This window comes from Kitasatospora sp. NPDC058492, from assembly GCF_042720685.1.
GTDB lineage: Bacteria > Actinomycetota > Actinomycetes > Streptomycetales > Streptomycetaceae > Kitasatospora.
Window position 1 is genome coordinate 1 of sequence record NZ_JBHXMU010000046.1, and the last position, 19,524, is coordinate 19,524.

The 19,524-nt window shown below is 74.7% G+C and carries 16 protein-coding genes; 8 read left to right on the top strand and 8 right to left on the bottom strand.

Annotated elements, in window-relative coordinates; all coding sequences use genetic code 11:
- Positions 1–66: 66 nt before the first annotated feature.
- Positions 67–1,827, bottom strand: coding sequence for an LCP family protein (locus ACFWPI_RS26910; protein WP_380377568.1), 1,761 nt, complete (start codon positions 1,825–1,827; stop codon positions 67–69).
- Between the two features lie 219 nt (positions 1,828–2,046).
- Between ACFWPI_RS26910 and ACFWPI_RS26915 the strand changes: the two genes are divergently transcribed.
- The 5 genes from ACFWPI_RS26915 to ACFWPI_RS26935 all read left to right on the top strand — a co-directional run bounded on the left by ACFWPI_RS26915 (position 2,047) and on the right by ACFWPI_RS26935 (position 7,131).
- On the top strand, positions 2,047–2,424 hold the full coding sequence (locus ACFWPI_RS26915; protein ID WP_380377567.1) for a hypothetical protein: 378 nt from the start codon (positions 2,047–2,049) through the stop codon (positions 2,422–2,424).
- Between the two features lie 100 nt (positions 2,425–2,524).
- On the top strand, positions 2,525–3,805 hold the full coding sequence (locus ACFWPI_RS26920) for a trans-sulfuration enzyme family protein (protein ID WP_380377565.1): 1,281 nt from the start codon (positions 2,525–2,527) through the stop codon (positions 3,803–3,805).
- A gap of 127 nt (positions 3,806–3,932) precedes the next feature.
- The gene (locus tag ACFWPI_RS26925) at positions 3,933–4,784 is read left to right on the top strand and encodes an SDR family NAD(P)-dependent oxidoreductase (RefSeq protein ID WP_380344786.1); all 852 of its coding nucleotides are present in this window, start codon (positions 3,933–3,935) and stop codon (positions 4,782–4,784) included.
- A gap of 276 nt (positions 4,785–5,060) precedes the next feature.
- Positions 5,061–6,269 carry an ROK family protein gene (locus ACFWPI_RS26930; RefSeq protein WP_380377563.1) on the top strand — a complete coding sequence of 403 codons (1,209 nt, stop codon included), beginning with the start codon at positions 5,061–5,063 and terminating at the stop codon, positions 6,267–6,269.
- Between the two features lie 340 nt (positions 6,270–6,609).
- On the top strand, positions 6,610–7,131 hold the full coding sequence (locus ACFWPI_RS26935; protein ID WP_380377561.1) for a hypothetical protein: 522 nt from the start codon (positions 6,610–6,612) through the stop codon (positions 7,129–7,131).
- 862 nt (positions 7,132–7,993) lie between these two features.
- On the opposite strand, the gene ACFWPI_RS26940 is transcribed toward ACFWPI_RS26935, so the two are convergent.
- The 4 genes from ACFWPI_RS26940 to ACFWPI_RS26955 all read right to left on the bottom strand — a co-directional run bounded on the left by ACFWPI_RS26940 (position 7,994) and on the right by ACFWPI_RS26955 (position 12,519).
- Complete coding sequence (locus tag ACFWPI_RS26940) at positions 7,994–8,395, bottom strand: hypothetical protein (RefSeq protein WP_063350735.1); 402 nt, start codon at positions 8,393–8,395, stop codon at positions 7,994–7,996.
- A gap of 205 nt (positions 8,396–8,600) precedes the next feature.
- Entirely contained in the window at positions 8,601–9,512 is a 912-nt protein-coding gene (locus ACFWPI_RS26945; protein WP_380377559.1) for a ketopantoate reductase family protein, read from the bottom strand.
- 128 nt (positions 9,513–9,640) lie between these two features.
- On the bottom strand, positions 9,641–10,180 hold the full coding sequence (locus ACFWPI_RS26950; RefSeq protein ID WP_380377557.1) for a hypothetical protein: 540 nt from the start codon (positions 10,178–10,180) through the stop codon (positions 9,641–9,643).
- Positions 10,181–10,359: 179 nt separating this feature from the next.
- Entirely contained in the window at positions 10,360–12,519 is a 2,160-nt protein-coding gene (locus ACFWPI_RS26955) for a serine/threonine-protein kinase (RefSeq protein ID WP_380377556.1), read from the bottom strand.
- A 281-nt stretch (positions 12,520–12,800) separates the two neighbouring features.
- On the opposite strand from ACFWPI_RS26955, the gene ACFWPI_RS26960 reads away from it, so the two are divergent.
- From ACFWPI_RS26960 to ACFWPI_RS26970, 3 genes are all read left to right on the top strand, one after another.
- Positions 12,801–13,571, top strand: coding sequence for an ABC transporter ATP-binding protein (locus ACFWPI_RS26960; protein WP_380377572.1), 771 nt, complete (start codon positions 12,801–12,803; stop codon positions 13,569–13,571).
- The gene (locus ACFWPI_RS26965) at positions 13,568–14,956 is read left to right on the top strand and encodes an FtsX-like permease family protein (RefSeq protein WP_380377554.1); all 1,389 of its coding nucleotides are present in this window, start codon (positions 13,568–13,570) and stop codon (positions 14,954–14,956) included. Before ACFWPI_RS26960 ends, ACFWPI_RS26965 begins: the two co-directional genes overlap by 4 nt.
- Before the next feature lie 96 nt (positions 14,957–15,052).
- The gene (locus ACFWPI_RS26970; RefSeq protein ID WP_380377552.1) at positions 15,053–16,393 is read left to right on the top strand and encodes a sensor histidine kinase; all 1,341 of its coding nucleotides are present in this window, start codon (positions 15,053–15,055) and stop codon (positions 16,391–16,393) included.
- A 44-nt stretch (positions 16,394–16,437) separates the two neighbouring features.
- On the opposite strand, the gene ACFWPI_RS26975 is transcribed toward ACFWPI_RS26970, so the two are convergent.
- The 3 genes from ACFWPI_RS26975 to ACFWPI_RS26985 form a co-directional block, all read right to left on the bottom strand.
- On the bottom strand, positions 16,438–17,103 hold the full coding sequence (locus ACFWPI_RS26975; protein ID WP_380377551.1) for a response regulator transcription factor: 666 nt from the start codon (positions 17,101–17,103) through the stop codon (positions 16,438–16,440).
- A gap of 174 nt (positions 17,104–17,277) precedes the next feature.
- Complete coding sequence (locus ACFWPI_RS26980) at positions 17,278–17,778, bottom strand: DUF5959 family protein (RefSeq protein WP_380425089.1); 501 nt, start codon at positions 17,776–17,778, stop codon at positions 17,278–17,280.
- Positions 17,779–18,063: 285 nt separating this feature from the next.
- Positions 18,064–19,068 (bottom strand): ScbA/BarX family gamma-butyrolactone biosynthesis protein, encoded by a 1,005-nt coding sequence (locus ACFWPI_RS26985; protein ID WP_380377547.1) that lies wholly within the window; start codon positions 19,066–19,068, stop codon positions 18,064–18,066.
- Between the last annotated feature and the right edge of the window lie 456 nt (positions 19,069–19,524).

The following is a 19,524-nucleotide window of genomic DNA, read 5'->3' on the forward strand; positions in this document are numbered from 1 at the left end:
CGGGGGCGCGGCGTCGCGTACCCTCGCCCCCCCCCCCCCCCGCCGTCGTCGTACGTCCCGTCCGGGTCAGCCGTACGACACGTTGGCGCACGGGTCGTCGTCGGCCGACCGGGCGGCGTTGGCGACGCTGCTGGGCACCGGGGCCGGAGCAGCCGGGGCGCCGGGCGACGTGGAGGCGGCCGGGTCGGCGGCGCCGGCCGGATTGGCGGCGGCGAAGTCGTGGCCGAGCACCACGCTGACGCCCTTGCCGCCGGCCTGGACGGTGGCGCCCGGGAACAGCTTGGCGACCGCGTCGGCCGCGGCGCGCTCGCCCGCGCCGTACTCGACGACCGTGGTGGCGCGCGGCTTGCCGGTCGCGTTGCCGACGCTGGTCACGGTGTAGCCGGCACCCTTGACGGCCTCCGCGGCCTTGCCGCCGAGCCCGGTCGCGCCGGTGCCGTTGAGCACGGCGACCTTCACGTCGGCGGGCTTGGCCTCGCCGCTCTTGGCGTCCGGGACGGGGGTGGTGGCGGTGGGGCTGGGGGTGGCCTCGGCGGCGGGGGTGCCCGGCGCGGCGGAGTCCGCGGCGGTGGCGCTCGCGTCCTGGCCGTCCAGGGTGCGGTCGGCCTTGAGCGCGGCCCAGAGCTGGTCCGAGTCGGGGTGGAGCAGGGCGACCCGCGGGCCCTCGTAGCGCCACGGCGCCGTCACGAACTTGACGTCGTGCAGGTTGACGTCCTTGAGCGACATGGCGAAGGAGAGCAGCTTGGCCGCCGAGCCGAGGTCGGGGTCGACGGTGAGCGACTTGGTCGCGGCGTCGGCGAGCGGCAGCAGGGTGGTCGGGTCCATGCCGCGGGACTTGACCTCCTTGATGAGCGAGGAGAGGAAGGCCTGCTGACGCTTGGTGCGGCCGATGTCGGAGCCGTCGCCGATGCCGTGCCGCACCCGGACGAAGTCGAGCGCGGACTGGCCCTCCACCTTCTGCTTGCCCTTGGGGAAGACCAGCTTGCCCTTCTTGCCCAGGTTCGGGTTGAGATCGCCCTCGTGGATGTCGTTCGGCAGACAGACCTCGACGCCGCCGACCGCCTTGGTCATCGAGGCGAAGCCGTTGAAGTCCACCACGATGGTGTGGTCGACCCGCAGGTTGGTGAGCTTCTCGACGGCGTTCTGGGTGCAGGCCGGGTTGCCCTGGTCGGTGTCGCCCACCGAGAAGGCGCTGTTGAACATCACATTGGTCTGCTCCTTGGTCCACTTGCCGTTCGGGAGCTTGCACGCCGGGATGGTGACCAGGGAGTCGCGGGGGATGGAGATGCCGACGGCGTGCTTGTGGTCGGCGTAGACGTGCAGCAGGATCGCGGTGTCCGAGCGGGCGCCGCCGTCCCCGCCGCCGCCGAGGTCGCTGTTGCCGTTGCCGCGGCTGTCCGAGCCGATCAGCAGGACGTTGACCGGGCTGCGGCCCTGGGCGTCCGGCGCCGCGGCGGCCGGGCGGTCCTTGCTGAGGGCGTCGCCGTCGAAGGTGGTGAGGTTGCTGTTCAGGCGGTAGTAGACGGCGCAGCCGCCGAGGACCAGGAGGGCGGTGCAGCCGGCCGTCGCCCAGAGCACCTTCTCCTTGGTGCTGCGCTTGGCCTTGGGCTTCGCCCGGCTCGTACGGCTGGTCCGACCGGCCCGGCCTGCCTGATCCGGCCGGCCGGCGTGGCCGCCGTCCGCCGGGCGGCCCGGCGCGGTGCGCTCCTCGGCTGTGCGGCCGCGGCCGTCGGGTATGTCGCCGTCGGGTATGCGGCCCTCCGGCGAGCCGCCGGCTGCCCGGCGCGGCGATTTTCCGGCTCCGGGGGAACCCCTGCGACCAGACACGTCGTCATCCTCCACAGTTGCCACGAAACCCCCGTCGGACCGGCGGGCGTGCGTGGCCGGGGCCGGAGCCGATCCGGGCAGGCCCGTCGCTAAACTTTTACACCGCTGTAGAAACTCAGTGGAGCATACTAGGCGCAGATGAGAAAACCACCTGGTCAGACCAGCGGATCCGGTCGGCCAGGCTCCTCTGTGCTGCTCAGAACCCGTACGAGGAGCACGATGACTCACCGGATCGCACGTTCGATAGCCGGCGCCCTGGTGGCACTGCTGGCCGCCGTCGGCCTCACCGCCGCGGCGTCGAGCGCGACGGCGACGGCCGCACCCCGGCCCGTCGCGGCCGCCGCCACCACCGTTTCCGTCACCGGCTCCGGCCCGGCCGCCCCGGCGGCGGGCCCGGCCGTCTCCGCCAGCACCCGGAGCGGTCAGACCGCGCCGGCCGCCCACCTCGCGGCCAAGGACGAGAAGAAGAAGTCGGGCTTCTTCGCCAAGCTCGGCAAGTTCCTGATCGTCGTGGTCATCCTGATCATCCTGTTCTTCGTGCTGCTGATCGTCGGCATCGTCTACGCCGCGAAGCGGATCTTCGGCCGCCGCAAGTGAGCTGTGGTGGCCCGCCCCGGCGCCGCAGCGGCACCGGGGCGGGCCACCCGGGCGCGATTGGCCCTGGGCGCGGCATGCGACCGGACCGACGATGGGCGGCATGAGCGACTACCTCGGCCACCAGACCCCCGACGGACAGCAGATCCCCGACGGACACCAGGCCCCCGAGGGCCAACGGACCCCCGACGGACACCGGGCCCCCGGCGCGCTGCGCCCCGAGAGCCGGATCGTCCACCCGCCCCTCGCGGACACCGCCGGCAGCCGTCCGATGGGCGTGCCGCTGCACCAGAGCCACCTCTTCGCCTTCGACACCAGCGACGCGCTCACCCAGGCCTTCAGCGGCCCGGGCGGGGCCTTCTTCTACAACCGCTACGGCAACCCGACCGTCCGCTCGCTGGAGACGGCGGTGGCCGACCTCGAAGGCGGCGCCGGCGCGATCGCCACCGCCTCCGGCATGGGCGCGATCAACACCGTCCTGCTCGCCCTGCTGCGCTCCGGCGACCACGTGATCGCCCAGCGAAGCCTGTACGGCGGCACCTTCGCCGTGCTCGCCGACCTCGCCGAGCGCTGGGGGGTGGAGGTCACCCACGTCGGGGGCGACGACCCGGCCGAGGTCGAGGCGGCGCTGCGGCCCACCACCCGGCTGCTGCACCTGGAGACCATCTCCAACCCCACCACCAGGGTCACCGACCTGTCCGGGCTGATCGGCGTCGCCAAGCGGGCCGGGGTGGTCAGCGTGGTGGACAACACCTTCGCGACGCCGCTGCTCTGCCGGCCGATCGAGTACGGCGCGGACGTCGTCATCCACTCGGCCACCAAGTACCTCGGCGGCCACTCGGACGTCCTGGCCGGCGTCGCCGTTCTCGCGGACGCCGAACTGCACCGCAAGGTCTGGCACTACGCCATCGAACTCGGCGCCGCCGCCGACCCGTTCGCCGCCTGGCTGACCCTGCGCGGCCTCCAGACCCTCGCCCTGCGGGTCCGCCGGCACTGCGAGACCGCGCTCGACCTGGCCGGCCGCCTCGCCGCCCACCCCGCGGTCGGGGCCGTCCACTACCCGGGCCTGCCCGGGCACCCCGACCACGACCTCGCCCGCCGGCTCCTGCCCGACGGCCACGGCGGCGTCCTGGCCTTCGACCTCGTCGGCGGCCGCGAGGCGGCCCGCACCTTCACCGAGTCCGTCCGCCTGGCCGCCCTCGCACCCTCCCTCGGCGGCGTGCACACCCTCGTGCTCCACCCGGCCAGCACCTCCCACCGCCAGCTCGACGACGCCGAGTTGGCCGCCGCCGGGATCGGCCCGGGGACGGTGCGGGTGTCGGTGGGCATCGAGCACCCCGAGGACCTGTGGGCGGACATGGAGGGCGCCCTGGCGAAGGTGTGACGGCAGCCCGCCCGGCGGCGCCGGGCTGCCGATCGCGTTTGCGTGCGCGTGCACCTAATTATAGGGTGCGTGCACACGCACACACTTTGCCCCGGAGAAGTCCGGGGAGACCCGAGGAGAGACCTCCATGGACACCGACGCCGCCCCGATCGTCCTCATCACCGGCACCTCCTCCGGGATCGGCCTCGCCACCGCCGTGGCCGCCGCCCGCGCCGGGTACGGCGTCGTCGCCACCATGCGCGACACCGGACGGGCCGAAGCCCTGCGGCGCGCCGCCGCCGAGGCGGGCGTCGACGGGCGGATCGAGGTCGAGCAGCTGGACGTCACCGACCCGGCCTCCGTCACCTCCTGCCTGGAGACCGTCCTCGCCCGGCACGGCCGGCTCGACGCGGTGGTCAACAACGCGGGCGCCGGCCACGTCGGCACGATCGAGCAGGACGGGACGGCGCCGGTGCGGGCCGCCATGGAGGTGAACTTCTTCGGCGTGGTCGAGGTCACCCGGGCCGCACTGCCGCACCTGCGGGCCTCCGGCGGCCGGGTGGTCACCGTGACCAGCGTCGGCGGCGTGGTCGGACAGCCCTTCAACGAGGCGTACTGCGCCGCCAAGTTCGCCGTCGAGGGCTTCATGGAGTCGCTGGCGCCGGTCGCCGCCACCGTCGGCGTGCACGTCACCGTCGTCGAACCGGGCGCCGTCGCCAGCGAGTTCATCGGCAACCAGGCCATCGACCTGCCCGCGCTGACCGCCGCGGCCGGCCCGTACGCCCCCGCCCTGCGGGCCTACGTCGACCGCACGCTGAAGGCCTTCGCCCAGGCCCAGACCCCGGAGCAGGCGGCCGCCCCGATCGTCGCGGCCCTCACCGCCGAGCGGCCGCCGCTGCGGGTGCAGACCTCCGAGGCGGCCCGGGCCTTCGCCGGCACCAAGCTGGCCGACCTGGACGGCTCGGTGGTGCGGCGGATGACGGGCGGCTGGGTGGCCTGAGGGATCCGACCCGGGGTCTGACGCGGCTGACAGGTCCGACGGGCTTGACGGGCTTGACGGGCTTGACGGGCCCGATGGTCCCGCTCGGGGCGGCTCGGGGCTGCTCAGGGCGGTACGGGGCTGCTCGGGACGGTACAGGGCCGGCGGCCGGGGTGGGAACGGAATGATCGCCGGTCATACTTGGGCGGCGGCGCCCGACACCGGACGCCGCGGGCCGTGCCGGCACCGCCCGGCGCAGCCCGCCCGCCAGCCGTCCCGCCCAGACCGGAGGAACCGATGAGCAGCCACCTGCCGACCCACCGCCCGGCGGCCGGGGCCCCGGCAGTGCCGTGGAACCGGCAGCGGCTGCGCAGCAACAACGAATGGCTGCTGCTCGAACTGCTGCGCACCGGCGGCGGCTCCTCGCGCGCCCAACTCGCCCGGGACACCGGCCTGTCCAAGCCCACCGTCTCCGCCGCCCTGGCCGCCCTGGAGCAGGCCGGGCTGGTCCGCGAGGCCGGCCGGCTGGCCCCCGAGCGCGGCCGCACCGCGGTGCTGTACGAGGTCGACCCGGCCGCCGGGCACGTGCTCGGCGTGGACATCGGGCGGGCCAGGCTGCGGGTCGCCGTCGCGGACCTCGCCGGGACGGTCGTCGCCCGCCGGGACGTGGCCAACCGGGGCCGCTCGGCGAACGCCGTCGCCGACGCCGTGGTCGCCGCCGCCCACGAGGCCATCGCCGAGGCGGGCCTGGCCGCCGACGACATCGTGCACGCGGTGATCGGCACCCCGGGCGTGTGGGACGAGCAGCGGCGCGGCGTGCGCTACGCCACCAGCCTGCCCGGTTGGGGCCGGCCCGGTCTGTTCGACCGGATCGGGGAGGGCCTGGGGGTGGCCGTCACCGTGGCCAACGACGCCAACCTGGCCGCGCTCGGCGAGTACACCCTCGGCGCGGGCCGGGGCAGTCGGATGTTCGCCTACCTGCTGGTCGGCACCGGCCTGGGCGTCGGCGTGGTCAAGGACGGCGAACTGCTGCTCGGCGCGCACGGCGCGCTGGGCGAGATCGGCCTGGTGCCGCTGCCCGCCCGCGCCGGTGAGCCTCCGGCGACCATCGAGCAGGAGGCCGCCGCGGACGCCGTGGTGCGCACCGCCCAGGACCTCGGGCTGGGCGGCGCGCCCACGGCCAAGCAGGTCTTCGAACGGGCCCGGGCCGGTGACCCGGCGGCGGTCCGGTCCGTCGACCGTGAAGCCGGCCAACTCGCCTACGCCGTCGCCGTGTTGTCTGCCGTGCTGGATCCGGACCTGGTGGTCCTCGGCGGCGGCATCGGCAACAGCGCGGACCTGCTCCTGGAGCCGCTGGAGCAGGCCCTGCACCGGATCGCCCCGATGCGTCCGACGCTCGCGCCGAGCCTGCTGGGGGAGGAGGCGGTCCTCCTCGGCGCGGTCGCCACCGCCCTGGAGACCGCGCGCCCGGAGGTGTTCGAGCGCCGGACGGCGGGGCTGCCCTAACAGTGGCCCGTGGCTCGGCCGGCGGCTCGACCAGCCGCTCGGCCGCTCAGCCGGTGGCCAAGGTGAGGCCGTAGACGCTCAGGATCGGGTAGACGGGCTGGAAGCAGGGCCGGCAATGTCAGGAACGCGCCGGATTCCCCTGCGCTCCGGCGCTATACCCCTGTTGGGGCGGCAAGCGGCTCGGCGGTTCGGCGCAGCGTGACGGCGGACCGGAGGGCGGCGACGCTCGGTGGTCGGCAGATCTCGATCTGCCAACGAGTGGGAGATCCGTGCACAGATCGTGTGCGGGCTCTGCTTGAATCGCACACCTCATCCAAACGGAACGGAGCGTTCTCCACCCATGCCTTCACGCATACGCGGGCGTCGGCGCGCCGGCCTGGCCGGCTTCGCCGGACTCGTCCTCACCGTCGGTCTGGCGCTGACCGGTTGCGACCCGTCGGCCGCCGACGGCGGAGCCAAGGCCTCGCCCCCGGTGACCGCCCCGGCGGCCGCCACCACCCAGTCGACCCCGCCGGTCGCACCGCCCGCCGCGCCTCCGGCCAGCACGCCGCCGCCCGCGTCCGACCCCGCGCCGAGCACGCCGGCCGCCCCCGCACCGGCGGCCCCCAGCACCCACGCGCCGTCGCCCACCCCGAAGGCGCCGCAGCCGAAGACCACCACGGCCCAGCCGCCGGCCGCCCCGGAGCCGCAGCACACCGCGGCGGCCGGCGGCGCGGAGTGCGAGCTCCGCTCGAACGCGGGGAACTGCTACGCGGCCGGGCAGTTCTGCCGCAACGCCGATCTCGGCAGGAGCACCCATGACGCCAACGGGGGGATGATCTACTGCCGGATGGTCAGCGGCAAGCCGCACTGGCAGGCCTGACCGAGGCCGACCGGGTGCGGGGGGCGAGCCGTCAGTTCCCGCGCCCGGTCGGCTCGTTCCCGCGGCCCGGGGGATCCTGGTCGAGCTGCCCGAGGGTGTCCCAGAACAGGTGCTCGTACGCCTGGAGCACTCGGCCGTGCTCGCGGGCCGCGGCCAGGGTCGGCTCGTCCAGCGGGTCCGGCCCGAGGGCGTCGGCGGCCTGCTGTTCGAGTGCGGTGGCGGGCTGGGCGAAGAAGTCGAAGAACGCGCAGGCCTGGTCGGGGAAGCCGTAGCGGTCGCGCAGGGCCTGCGCGATGGTGGCGCAGTAGCCGCCCCAGGCAGCGAAGTTGGTGACCAGGGCGACGGCTGCGGCGGTGGGCCCGCCGTTCAGCGCGAGCCAGGCGAGGTAGGCCGGGTAGGCCTGGCAGCCGGGCGGCGAGTTCGTCCGGGCCGAGGCCGCAGGCGGCGGCGAGGCCGGGCAGGGTGCGCAGCGCGGCGCTCTCGCCCTCGGCGAGGGTGGCGAACCAGGCGCTCACCGGACGGTCGGCGCTGCGGGTGGCGAGCAGCAGCAGGCTGCGCCGGTCGGAGGCGATGATCCGGTGCTGCTGGGCGGCGAGTTCGGCCAGGGTCGAGCGGGGCGCCGTGCCGTCGGCGAGCGCCGTGACGAGTGCAGGGGCGGCGTCGCCGGGCGCCAACTCGGCGCGCAGGTCGCGGATCTGGTCGAGGATCGGGTGGTTCACCGGTGCCTCCGTGGTGCGGTTCGGTCCCGGTGCCATTCCTACCGCCTGGCGGGGCCCGGTCGGCGGCGACAGGCCGGGGCGGTCCGCGGGTTGCTCCCGGCCCCGCGGGTGCGGGGCCGGGAGCGGGCGGCGCGGTAGGTGGCTCAGGACCCGGCGCAGGCGCTGGTCACGTCGCCGGCGGCGTCGGTGATCGCCCCGATGTCGGGCATCTTGCCCTTGGAGACGTTGTCCTGGGCGCTGGAGACGGCCTTGTTCAGCTTGTCGGTGGCCTTGTCGAGCTTGTCCCCGCTGTTGTGGTCGCGGAGCTTCTTGATGTCGTCGCCGACCTTCTTCAGGGCGTCGGCGGTGTGCTTGCGGCGCTCCTGGTCGGTGAGTTGGCCGACGTTGATGGCCGATGAGGCGAGGTCCTGGATGTCGCCGGTGATGCTGACGGCCTGTTTGCCGCAGTCGAGTGCCTGGTCGACGTCCTTGCATGCGCTGAGTAGTGGAGCGGTGGCGAGCAGCGCGAGTGCGGCGGCGGCCAGTCGGTACGGTTTCCTTGTCATGTCTGTATCCCTCCCGCCGGCAACAACGCCTGATCGCCCACTCGTGGTTCCGCCCGATCGGGTGAATCATGGGTGAACCTTTACTGTCGGCCAGGAACGGGAGTTGATGGAACATCAGATTCCGGGCTCGACTTCGCCGAATTCACCGATGTCACCGACTTCACGTCAGAGGCCCTGCCCCATGACGTGAAGTCGGCTGCGGGTGCTACCGGTTGGCCGGTTCGGACAGGTCGCGCACCAGTCCGGCGAGGGCCGGGGTGTCGGCCCCGTGCGCGGCAGCGGCCCGCAGGACGGCGCCGCCGATGGCGTCCAGCTCAATCGGACGGCCGGCCTCCACGTCGCGCTGCATCGAGGACTTCATCGACCCGGGCACCCGGTCGAAGGCGGTGAGCAGTGCCTGTGCGTCCGCCGGGGCGCCCGCCGCGCCGGAGACGGCCGCGATCTCGTCGAGGACGGTGAGCAGTTCGGACCGGTGCTCGGTGCGCACGACGCCGACCTCGCTGCGGTGGCGGGTGGTGAGCAGCGCGAACGGGGCGAGGAAGGAGAGCTTGCTCCAGAGCATCGCGGTCTCGTCCTCGCGCAGCGTGACATCGAGGCCGGCGCGCCGCAGCTGATCGGCCAAGTCCGCTACCGGTCCGGCCAGTTCGAGCACCGCGAAGGGGCTGGTGTGGGCGATCCGCCCGGGCGCGGTCCGAGTGGCCTCGACCCGGATCGTGCCGGCCGCGACCTGCCCGGCCGGGTAGCGCTCGCGCAGCGCCGCGACGTGGTCGATTCCGTTGAGCAGCGGTACCACGACGGCGGAGCCGAGGGTCTGCGGCGGCATCCGGTCGAGCGCGTCGGCCAGCGCCGTCGCCTTGACGGTCACGAATGCGGCGTCGACCGGCTCGCGCAGTTCGGTGGCGGCTTCGACCCGGGCGGTGAAATCGCCGAACTGCCCGCTGCGGACGTGCAGTCCGTCCCGGTTGAGGACGGCGGCGGTCTCCTCGCCGGCCAGGCAGATCACCCGGTGCCCGGCGCGCGCGAGCAGGCGGCCGATCAGGCCGCCGACGCCGCCAGGTCCGAGGACGGCGATGGTCGAGGGAGTGGTCGCGGGAGTGGTCGCGGGGGTGGTGGTCATGTCGACTCCTGGTGAGGGGGTGAGGGGTGGTGGGCTTCCGAGGAACGGCCCGAGGAACGGCCCGAGGAACGGCCCGACGAACCGGCCCCGAGGAACCGGCCGGTGGGTGCCACGGCCCGGCGGCCCGGTCATGGCGCCGCCTCGTCCGGGGCGGCGGGGGCCGAGGAGGAGAGGGAGACGAGGCCGAAGGTGAACGGCGGTTCGTGGCGCGGTTTCCGCCCGCCGGCCGGGGTCCAGCGCACGGGGGTGTTTCGGCTGAGGCGCAGCGTGTCGTACCGGACGTTGCCGTGGACGAGGTCGGGGACGGGCAGGCCTTCGGCGCGCAGCGCCTCGACCACCTCGTGGGCCGGCCAGCCGAAGACGTCGATGCCGTGGAGGCCGACCGGGCAGGCGGCCGCACCCTCCACCGGCTCCACCGGGCAGCGCGAGAGGAAGACGACCCGGAGGTGCTCGCCCGGGCCCGAGCAGAGGGTGACGCCGACCCCGGGCAGGGTGAAGTGCAGCGCCCAGCTGGAGCCGCAGACGAAGGTGGGGTGCACACCGCCCGGGAGCGCCTCGCGGTGCGGGGCCAGCAGGCGGCGGACCGTCGCCTCGGTGAGGCCGAAGCGCAGTTCGGGCAGCGGCGCGGGCAGGCGGACGCCGTGGCCGGGCAGCAGGTCGATGGTCACCCGTTCATGATCTCTCGTCGGATGGGCGGCGCGGGGCCCGGGGCGGGTGAGGCTCGGCTCGCGGGCGTACCGCGGCGGTGGCCCGAGCCGCGTCCTGCCGTCGGGCGTCGCGGCCGGTGAGCGGCGGCACCGACTCGCCGGGCGGGAGGCGGGCGGGCCCACCGCCCACCGTTGCCGGGTCAGCCGGCCGTCAGGCCGTTCAGCGCGTCGGTGACCTGACGGGCGAGAGCGGGCGGCAGCGCGGCGTAGCCCGACTGCGTCGCGGCCGGCTGGCCGGCGGCGCTCACCGCGTGGGAGAGCAGGCCTGCCAGTGCCCGGGTCGGGTGGTTGCCGAGGTTGTCCGGTGCGTCGGTGCCGCAGAACACCGCGTAGCCGACCTGGACGAGCGGGTACGCGCCGGAGCCGGGGTTCGCGTAGTCGACGTCGACTGTCAGGTCGGCGCCCGTGCCGGTGACCTTGGCGCCGACCAGGGCAGCGGTGGCGGCCTCGGTGGTGGCGGCCACCGGGCCGGAGCCGGCGGACAGTTTGGCGGTCCGCAACCCGTCGGCGTCCTTGAGCGGGAGGAAGGCGATCGCGCCGGACTTGCCGGCCACCGTCGGGTGGACGGAGCCGAGGTCGCCGACCGTCAGACCGCCCATCGCCTGAGCGGGCCAGGAGTGGGCGACCGTCGGGTACGGCCAGGCGGCGGGCGCGGCCTTGGCGAGGTAGCGGGTGAAGCCGAGCGTGATCGGCGACTCGCCCGACGGGTGGACCGCGGTGATGGCCGTGTCGGGCAGCACCCGGCCGGGGTTGAGCGTGGCGATCGCGGGATCCCGCCAGCTGGTGATCTGGCTGTTGAAGATCCGGGCCACCGTCGGGGCGTCCAGCACCAGCGAGTCGAGCCCGGGGACGTTGTAGACGACCGCGATCGGCAGTGCGGCGAGCGGGAGTTGGGCGGGCCGGGCGGCCGCGCACCGCTTGCCGAGGCCGGCGGCCTCGTCGCCCAGGGGTGCGTCGTCGAGGGTGACGGCGTCGACCTGGCCGGCGACGAACTGCTGGCCGGCGGTGCCGCTCACATCGGTGGCGGTCACGTTCGCGGTGGGGCACGCCTGGTGGTAGTCGGCCGTCCAACGGCTCATGACGGTCTCCAACGGGCCGTCTCCGCCCACGACAGCGCGGGCCGAGGGGCAGTCGGGCGGGCCCGACTGGCCTGAGTGGCCTGACTGGCCGGGAGTGGACGGCGCCGAGGCGGCCGGGGGCAGGGCACCGGCACCGCCGTTGTCCTTCTCCTTCTGCCGCAGCAGGACGGCCGTGCCGCCGGTCGCGGCCAACGCGACGGCGACCGCGACGACGAGCGCGGCCGTCCGGCGGCGGGGCCGGGGGACGGCGGGGCCGGTCGGTGCCGGTATGACGGGGGGCCCGGCGGGCGGGGGGAGGGCGGGCGGGGGGAAGGCGGGCGCGAGGGGTGCCGAGCGGACGTCCGGCTCGGTCGGAACGGGCGGCACGGCGGGCCGCTCCCACACGGTCGCGGGCCGGGTGTCGGGAGCGGCCGGGGGAGGCTCCACGCCCGCGACGGACCACGTCAGCAACGTCTCCAGGGTGGGCCGTCGGGTCGGCTCCTTGGCGAGGCAGGCCGCGACCATCGGGAGCAGCTCCGCCGCCAGCCCGGCGAGGTCCGGCTCCTCGTAGACGACCCGGAAGCCCACCGCGTGCGAGGAGTCCGAGCCGAACGGACCGCGCCCGGTGCCCGCGAAGGCCAGTACCGAACCGAGCGCGAACACGTCGGTGGCCGGGCTGGTGTCGCCGTGCCGGAACTGCTCAGGCGCCATGAACGGCGGTGTGCCGACGGCGACTCCGGTGCTGGTGAGCTGGGTGCCGTCCAGGGCGCGGGCGATGCCGAAGTCGATCACGCGGGGGCCGTCCTCGGCGAGCAGGACGTTGCCGGGCTTGAGGTCCCGGTGCACCAGCCCGGCGCGATGGATGTCCCGCAGCGCCTCCGCGAGGCCCGTGGCCAGCCGCCGTACCTCCGGCGGGCTCAACGGGCCCTGCCGGGCGATCCGTTCGGCCAGCGAAGGGCCCGGGACGTACAGGGTGGCCAGCCAGGGCGACGGGGCGTCGGGGTCCGCGTCGACGACGGGCGCGGTGAACGCCCCGCTCACCCGGCGGGCGGCCTCGACCTCGTGCCGGAACCGGGCCCGGAACTCTTCGTCCCCGGCGAGCTCGGGGCGGATCACCTTGAGCGCCACCTGCCGCCCGGACAGCGACCGCGCGCGGTACACGACGCCCATGCCGCCCGCGCCGATCCGGCCCTCCAGCCGGTACCCGCCGATCTCGCGCGGATCGTTCTCCAGCAAGGTCACGTGACCCCCGTCCTCAGACATCCGTCCCCCGTCCCCCCGGTCAAACGGGAGCCTAGTACCGCACCGGCGGGCGCCGTGACGGTGGCTCGGGTCGGTCGACCTCGACCGCGACGGCGATGGCACTGAGGTGGGAGGGGACCGGGACGGCCTCGACCCGACGTACGCGTCCTGGGTCCGGAGGTAGGACCACCTGCGGGGTTCGGTTTTCCGAACCCCGAATTGGGGGGCCAGCCCAATCGATTGTGCGGCCGTTCATGTCCAGGATGGAGGGCATGAACGGGATGACGACAGCCGCCGTGGCGGCGAGCGGTGAGGTGGCGGGCGCGGCCCTGACCGGGGACGGGCTGCACCGGGAGTACGGGCGGGGCACGGCCGCCGTCCGGGCGCTGCGGGGGGTGTCCGTGGCCTTCGCGCCGGGGACGTTCACGGCGGTGATGGGGCCCTCGGGTTCCGGCAAGACGACGCTGCTGCACTGCCTCGCGGGGATGGACCGCCCCACCCGGGGCATCGTCCGCTGGGGTGGGACGGAGGTGTCCCGGCTGCCCGAGCGGCGGCTCGCGCAGTTGCGCCGCACCAGGGTGGGGTTCGTGTTCCAGGCGTTCAACCTGATGCCCGCGATGACCGTCGCGCAGAACGTCGAACTTCCCGGGCGGCTCGCGGGGGCGCGGCCGGACCGGGCGCAGGTGCGGGAGGCGCTCGCCAGGGTCGGCCTGTCCGGGCGGGAGCGGCACCGGCCCGGGCAGCTGTCCGGCGGCCAGCAGCAGCGGGTGGCGATCGCCCGGGCGCTGGTCGCGCGGCCGGCCGTGCTGTTCGCGGACGAGCCGACCGGCGCGCTCGACCGGGCGACCGGGCACGACGTCCTCGACCTGCTGCGTTCCGGTGTGGACCTGGACGGGCGGACGTGTGTGATGGTCACCCACGATCCGGTGGCCGCCGGCTACGCGGACCGGGTGCTGCTGCTGGCCGACGGGCTGCTGGTGGACGAGCTCGACCGGCCGACCGCCGCACAGGTCGGCGAGCGGCTGAGCCGGCTGGGCGGGGGAGCACGATGAGCCCCGTCCTCTCCCTGGCGGCCGGCCAGATCCGGCGCCGAGCGGCCTCCTTCGCCGGGCTGGCGGTGGCGCTGTTCCTGGCGGTGGCGACGGTGACGCTGTTCGGCTCGCTGGTCGCCGCCCAGGCCACGGCCCCCGCCGCGGTGGCCCGCCGGGCGGTGGCCGGGCCGGGCCTGCTGCTGATCGCGGGGGCGTTCGGTGAGATCGCCGTCCTGGTCGCGCTGTTCGTCGTGGTCAACGCGCTCGGCTTCACCCTCCGCCAGCAGCACCGCGACCTCGCCCTGCTGCGGACGGTCGCCGCGACACCCCGTCAGGTGCGTCGGCTGGTGCGGGCCCAGGTCGCGGCGACCATCCTGCTGATAGCCGTGCCCGGCGGCGCGGCGGGCACCCTCGCCGCCCGGGGCTTCCTCGCCGCGCTCCAACGGCGCGGGCTGGCCGCGCCCGGCCTGCGGATCCCCGGGACGCCGGTGCCGATGCTGGTCGCACTGGCGGTGGCGCTGCTGGTCGGCCTGGCCGCCACCGCCCTCGCCGCCCGACGGATCACCCGGCTCACCCCGGCCGCCGCGCTGACCGCGGACACCTCGGGCCAGCGGCGGGCGGGCGTGCTGCGAGTGCTGGCCGGGCTGGCCGTCCTGGCGGGCGGGGTGCTGCTGCTGCGGCTCGCCGCCACCAGAGGGGCCGGCGAACTGGACAAGGCGGGGCAGGCGACGATGCTCGGCTCACTGGTGCTGCTGGTCGCCCTCGCCCTGCTCGGGCCACTCGCCGCACGGGCCGTGGCCGCCGTGCTCGGCGCGCCGGTACGGGTGCTGGCCCCCGGAGCGGGCTGGCTCGCCGACGCCAACCTGCGCGGCTACGCGGCCCGGCTCTCCTCGGCCGTGGTGCCGGTCGCGCTCCTGGTCGGGCTGTCGGGCACCATGTTGATCATGACGAGCACCGCCGAGCACGTGGTCCGTACGACCGGCGCCGCGACCAGCGTCACCAAGGCGACGGACGTCTGGCTGCGCGAGGCAGAACTGGGGATGCTGGTCTGCTTCGCAGCCGTCTCCACCGTCAACACGCTGGTCGCCCTGACGGCCGACCGGTGGCGCGAGTTCGCGCTACTGCGCCTGGTCGGCGCGACCAGGCGGCAACTGCTGCGGATGCTGTCCGTCGAGGCGGCCCTCACCACGGCGGTCGGCGTGCTGCTGGGTGCGGCGGTGGCGGCCGTCGCCACGGGGGCGTTCGCCCGGGCGGTGACGGGGTCGGTGCTGCCGGTGGTGCCCGGCGCTGCGTGCGGCTGGGTGGTGGCGGGCGCGGCGGCGCTGACGGTACCGGGGATCCTGGGCACCGGCCTGCGGGCGATCCGGGGGCGCGCGGTCGAGGCGGTCGGCGGTGAGCGGGGGTGACCGGGCCCTTCGCCAGGTGCGGCGGGGTCGGGTCGAAGCCGCCTGGGTGTGTCGTCGAGGCGGTGAGCGCGGTGAGCGGGAGTGGTGAGGTGGACGGTGGCTGAGCGTCGGCGGTATCTGTCGGTGCGCGGTGGCGAGTTGGCCTTCGCGCTGCTCGGGCTGCCGGTCGGCGTGCTCGGCGGGGTCTACGCCGTGGCCGTGCTCTATGCCGGGGCGTTGCTCTCGCTCACCGTGCTCGGGCTGCCGTTCGTGGTGGCCGCCCTGGCCGGGGCGCGCGGGCTGGGCGGGGTGCACCGGCGACTGGTCGGGCGGCTGCTCGGCGAGCCGGTGCCGGCCCCGGGGGCGCTGCCCCGGCCGTCCGGGGCGATCGCCCGGGGCCGGGCGGTGCTGACCGACCCGGTGGCCTGGCGGGCACTGCTCTACCTGCTGCTGCGGCTGCCATTGGGGGTGCTCGGCTTCCTGGTCGCGGTCGGATTGCCGCTCAGCTGCGTCTGGTTGGTCGGCTTCCCGCTGTGGGTGCGGCTGCTGGAGCCCGGGCCGAGGCCGGTCGGCTGGCCGGACGTGGCCGGGGCCCCGGTCGGGCTCGCCGTACTGGCGGTGGTGCCGGCGGCGCTGCGGGCGGTGAGCGCGGCCAATCGGGGCCTCGCCCGGCTGCTGCTCGGCCCGGTGCGGTCGCAGGAGCGGGTGCGCGAGTTGGAGACCGCCCGGGCCACCCTGCTCGCCGAGAACACCGACCGGTTGCGCCGTCTCGAACGCGATCTGCACGACGGGACGCAGGCGCAACTGGTCGCGCTCGCCATCACGCTCTCGCTGGCCGACGACGCCCTCAGCGAGGTCACCGGCGAGGTCACCGGTAAGGCCGTTGGCGTCGCCCAGCCCGAGCCGACCGGGCAGCCCGAGCCGACCGGCCCGCCCGGCACTCCGGAGGCCGAGCGCCTGCGCACCCTGGTCGACCGGGCTCGCCGGCAGACCGACGACACCATCGCGGAACTGCGCCGGCTCACTCGGGGCATCCACCCGGTGGCGCTGGACGGCGGCCTCGCCCAGGCGTTGCCCGGGCTCACCGCCACCGCGCCGGTGCCGGTCACGGTCCGGCTGGATCTGAGGGAGCGGCCGGACGCGGCGATCGAGCAGGCCGTCTACTTCTGTGCGGCCGAGTTGCTGACCAACGTCGCCAAGCACAGCGGCGCGGCGGCGGCGGAGCTCACGGTCAGCGCAGCCGACGGGCGGGTGCGGCTGACGGTGCGCGACGACGGCCGCGGGGGCGCCGCTCCGGGCGGGGGCTCCGGCAGAGGCTCCGGCTCGGGCTCCGGCTCGGGCCTGGCGGGCCTGGCGGGCCTGGCCGAACGGCTCGCGGCGGTGGACGGGGTGCTGCGGGTGGACAGTCCGCCGGGCGGGCCGACGACGGTCACCGCCGAACTGCCGAGCAGCCTGTGACGGGTGCCCGCGGCGGGGCCGTCCACGGAACCGCTGCTCCCGGCTCAGCCGCCGTTCTCGGCGAGGTAGGTGAGGACGGCTTTCACCCGCCGGTTGTCGGCTTCGGTCGCCGGCAGGTCGAACTTGGCGAAGACGGCGGCGACGTGCTTCTCCACCGCCCGCTCCGAGACCACGAGCAGCCCCGCGATCGAGCGGTTGGAGTGACCCTGCGCCATCAGCTCCAGCACCTCCCGTTCGCGCGGGGTGAGCGCGTCGACGCGGCTGCGCCGCCCGCCGTGCATCAGGCCGTTGACGATCTCCGGGTCGAGCGCCGTGCCGCCGGCCGCGACCCGCTGCAGCGCGTCCACGAACTCCGAGGTGCGGGCCACGCGTTCCTTGAGCAGATAGCCGACGCCGGCGGCGCCACCTGCGAGCAGCCGGGCCGCCCAGGCGGTCTCGACGTGCTGGGAGAAGACCAGGATGCCGACCCCGGGCGAGGTGGAGCGGAGCTCGACGGCGGCGCGGATGCCCTCGTCGGTGTGGCTGGGCGGCATCCGGATGTCGACCACGGCCACATCGGGCCGGTGCTCGGCGACGGCGGCGACGAGTTCGGGGGCCGTTCCGGCGGTGGCGACCACGGTGCACCCGCGCGCGGTGAGGAGTTCGACCATGCCGTCCCGGAGGATCACCGAGTCCTCGGCGAGGACGACGCGGAGCTGCTTCTCGATCATGTCGCCATTATCGGTGGCGGCCGGACCACCGCCACCGCCACCGCCACACCATCGCCACCGGACCGGTCATACTGCCGCTCGCCCTGCCCTGCCCTGCTTTGCCCTGCCCTGCCCTGCCCGGCCGCGCGCTGCGCCGGGCGTCGGCCTTGTCATCAAAAGGATTCTGACAATCCGTCAGTTGCCGTTCCCCTGCCGCCCGCGCCAGGCGTGGATGCCGGGGGCGACCTCGATCACCTCGAACGGGTAGGCGTCCCGGATGAGTTCGAGCAGGGCGCGCTGCTCGTCCAGCCAGCCGGGGGCGGGGGACAGGACGACCCGGAGGGTGACTCCGGAGTCCTCGGCGTCGGAGACGGTCACCCAGAGGCCGCCGGGCCGCCCCGGCTCGATCCGCAGCTCGGGGCCGTGCTCCTCGTCCAGCCAGCGCACCGCCTCGCGCCGCGCCAACCGTTCCAGGGCGGCTTCCCACTGCTGAAGCTGACGTTCCGTCACCAGCGTGACGAACTGCCCGCGGGCCGAGTCAGCGGTGACGGTGATCTCGCAGTCCAGCCAGTCGTGGCCGAGCAGGGAGCCCGGTGCGTGTCGCCCCAGCACCCGCACCCGTACGCTCCGGCCGCCGGTGCGCCCCTCGTGCCCGGTGGCATCGTCGGTGCCGGGGCGGTCCGTCAGTCTGATCAACTCGTTCTGGTGCGAAGCGACTTCACGCACTGTGTACTCCCGGTCACTGCGAATCCAAGGGCTGACATCCTCGCGCAGGTGTTCGTCCGGTGCCAGTCCATGGGAGGGGTTCGTCTCCGACGCGCCGACGGCCCGCCCGACCGTGGAGGTCGGGCGGGCCGGGTGGGACGGTGGGCGGCCGGCGGTCCGTGCTGGTCAGGGCTGGTCCGCGCTGGTCGGGACTGGTCGGGGTCGGCGCGGGTCGACGGGAGCCCGTGAGTACCGGTCAGCGCCCGTCAGTGCCGGTCACCGCTGGTCGGTGTGGCCGGTCAGGACGGTGGTGAAGATCGGCTCGCCGTTCTGGTGGCCGGTGACGGTGGTGGTGAGGGCGTCCGGGTCGTCACCGGGGGTGTGCCGGGCGGTGATCGTGGTGGCGGCGTCGTGCTCGGCGTACCGGTGGTAGGTGGTCGAGGCGGAGGCGGGGATGACGGTGGCCGGTGAGACGAGCGCGTTGGTGGCCTGGCGGGCGGCCTCCAGCAGGACCATGCCGGGGACGTGGTCGTTGGCGTGGTCGAAGAGGATCGGGTGCCAGGGATCGGGGGTGAGGTGCCAGGTCCCGGGTGCGTCGGCCGGGGTCAGGACGACGTCGCAGGGGCGGATCCGGCCCACTCGGCCCGGGGCCAGCGGCTCGCCGGAGACGGCGGGCGCCGGGTCGGCCTCGCGGCGGGCCCCGCGCAGCCGCCGGTAGGTGGAGTCCGGCACGGTGGTGAACCGGGTGTGTCCGGTGGCGGCGAGGTGGGCGCCGCGTCGGATGACGGCGCTGAGGGTGAAGTCGATGGTGGTGCCGCTTCGGCGCGGCTGTGGGACGAGTCTGGCCTCGATGCTGAGGTCGGTGGGCGCCGCGCCGATGAGCAGTTGGCGGGGGCGGGTGGTGTAGTCGAGGTTCCACATCATGAACTTGTGGTCGAGCGGGACGCCGAACCGGGTGTGCGCGAGGTAGAGCCCGGCTTGGCGGATCGTTTCAGCGGTCTGGATCGGGTCGTGCCGGGTTCCGTCGGGGGTGGTGAAGAAGGTGTGGGCGCGCGGCCACTGCGCGGTGACGGCGAAGGTCGTCTCGTTCAGCTGCTCGCTGCCGGTGAGGAAGACCTCGGCGTGGCAGGCCCGGTGGACGTACTCCTTGGCAACGGTGCTGGTCAGGCGCGGTGCCGGTCCGGTCGGCACGGACGGTCCGGCGGTGCGGCCGGGGGTGGTGCCGTGGTCCGCGCCGGCGGCGCGGGAGATGGCGGGGGCGCGGTAGGCAAGCAGGGTCATGGGAGCGCTCCGGAAGGCCGTGGCGGGCGGGGTGGGCTGCTCAGGGCTCGTAAGATACGTACCTTCCGGTTTGGTTTTCAAGGAGCCCGAACGAAGGTTCGTTGGCGGCCGAGCGTGGTCGGGTGGTCGCTCCAGGTGCCGCGTGATGGCCGTCCGGGTGGACCGAGCCTGGGGTGGATGCCGCCTGGCCTGCAAAGGAATCCCCAAAAGTGGGATGACAGGTGCATTATCACGGCGGGCCGTTTTCGGTGGGATGCGGCCAGAAGTGGGGAGCCGGATTCCGGCTCTGTCGGCTGGGGGAGGGGCGGCGGTCGCTTTCCCGCCCTGTGCCGTCCACGCGGTTTTCCTTCGCTCGAAGGCGGGTGCATGCGACCTGGGGAGGAGGGATCGCCGGTTGACCGGCGGGTAAGATACAGGGTGTTTGGTTTTGTTTGCCGAGCGGTTCAGGTGGGGTGG

Excerpts from the sequence above, each read along its gene's own strand:
- ACFWPI_RS26965 (WP_380377554.1), top strand. The coding sequence starts at position 13,568 with ATGAGCCCCGTCCTCTCCCTGGCGGCCGGCCAGATCCGGCGCCGAGCG.
- ACFWPI_RS26915 (WP_380377567.1), top strand. The coding sequence starts at position 2,047 with ATGACTCACCGGATCGCACGTTCGATAGCCGGCGCCCTGGTGGCACTG.
- ACFWPI_RS26925 (WP_380344786.1), top strand. The coding sequence starts at position 3,933 with ATGGACACCGACGCCGCCCCGATCGTCCTCATCACCGGCACCTCCTCC.
- ACFWPI_RS26920 (WP_380377565.1), top strand. The coding sequence starts at position 2,525 with ATGAGCGACTACCTCGGCCACCAGACCCCCGACGGACAGCAGATCCCC.
- ACFWPI_RS26940 (WP_063350735.1), bottom strand. The coding sequence starts at position 8,395 with ATGACAAGGAAACCGTACCGACTGGCCGCCGCCGCACTCGCGCTGCTC.
- ACFWPI_RS26985 (WP_380377547.1), bottom strand. The coding sequence starts at position 19,068 with ATGACCCTGCTTGCCTACCGCGCCCCCGCCATCTCCCGCGCCGCCGGC.
- ACFWPI_RS26930 (WP_380377563.1), top strand. The coding sequence starts at position 5,061 with ATGAGCAGCCACCTGCCGACCCACCGCCCGGCGGCCGGGGCCCCGGCA.
- ACFWPI_RS26975 (WP_380377551.1), bottom strand. The coding sequence starts at position 17,103 with ATGATCGAGAAGCAGCTCCGCGTCGTCCTCGCCGAGGACTCGGTGATC.
- ACFWPI_RS26960 (WP_380377572.1), top strand. The coding sequence starts at position 12,801 with ATGACGACAGCCGCCGTGGCGGCGAGCGGTGAGGTGGCGGGCGCGGCC.
- ACFWPI_RS26935 (WP_380377561.1), top strand. The coding sequence starts at position 6,610 with ATGCCTTCACGCATACGCGGGCGTCGGCGCGCCGGCCTGGCCGGCTTC.
- ACFWPI_RS26945 (WP_380377559.1), bottom strand. The coding sequence starts at position 9,512 with ATGACCACCACCCCCGCGACCACTCCCGCGACCACTCCCTCGACCATC.